Origin of the sequence: Noviherbaspirillum album, assembly GCF_035916955.1 — a bacterium.
In the GTDB taxonomy this organism is placed as follows: Bacteria; Pseudomonadota; Gammaproteobacteria; order Burkholderiales; family Burkholderiaceae_D; genus Noviherbaspirillum; species Noviherbaspirillum album.
In genome coordinates this window covers 1-522 of the sequence record NZ_JAWIIV010000043.1, presented here as the reverse complement: position 1 = coordinate 522, position 522 = coordinate 1, and the positions used below count along the sequence as shown (strand labels likewise).

Annotated in this window: 1 protein-coding gene and 1 pseudogene; both read left to right on the top strand. The window is 58.4% G+C overall.

All coding sequences use genetic code 11. The features are described from left to right. Positions 1-256: hypothetical protein (locus RY831_RS28340; RefSeq protein ID WP_326509691.1), on the top strand; the 256-nt coding region annotated here is incomplete at its 5' end. After that, positions 246-522, top strand: a pseudogene (locus RY831_RS28335) (phosphate ABC transporter permease subunit PstC); the annotation flags it as partial. The gene RY831_RS28340 and the pseudogene RY831_RS28335, both read left to right, overlap by 11 nt.

Sequence of the window (522 nt, the reverse complement as noted above, 5' to 3'; positions counted from 1 at the left end):
CGAATGGGTGTACGGTCGCCTCGGCCTGCCTTGGGCCCACTTCACCATGGCAGCGTTGTTCGTCGCTTGTGTGGCCCGCCACACGGCGCTCCTCTCGCCTTGTCTGGCAGCCCAGGATAAACCGATTCTTCCCTACACCCATTCGCAAGCCGCTCTAAATCTCTGCCGGTCATTGTCAGGTCATATTTGCTGCGTATCGTTGCAGGCTTCCGACTTCCCACGAGTCCAGCCTGAAGACGATCTTCATGAGCACTAATACCACTACCGCTGACCATGCAAGGGCCGAGCAATCCGCCGATGTTGCAAATAATGCTGCCACACCGGTTTCGCTGGTCTCGGCGATGCGCCGGCAACGCCTCCAAGACTATTTCTTCCATAAAGTCACGCTGACGTTTGCGTTGAGCGTCCTGATCGTTCTGGTCGGCATCATCATCTCGCTGGTCATCGGCGCCTGGCCGGCGCTCAAGGAATTCGGCCCGGCCTTCGTCACCACCGTCGAATGGGATCCGGTCAACGACCAGT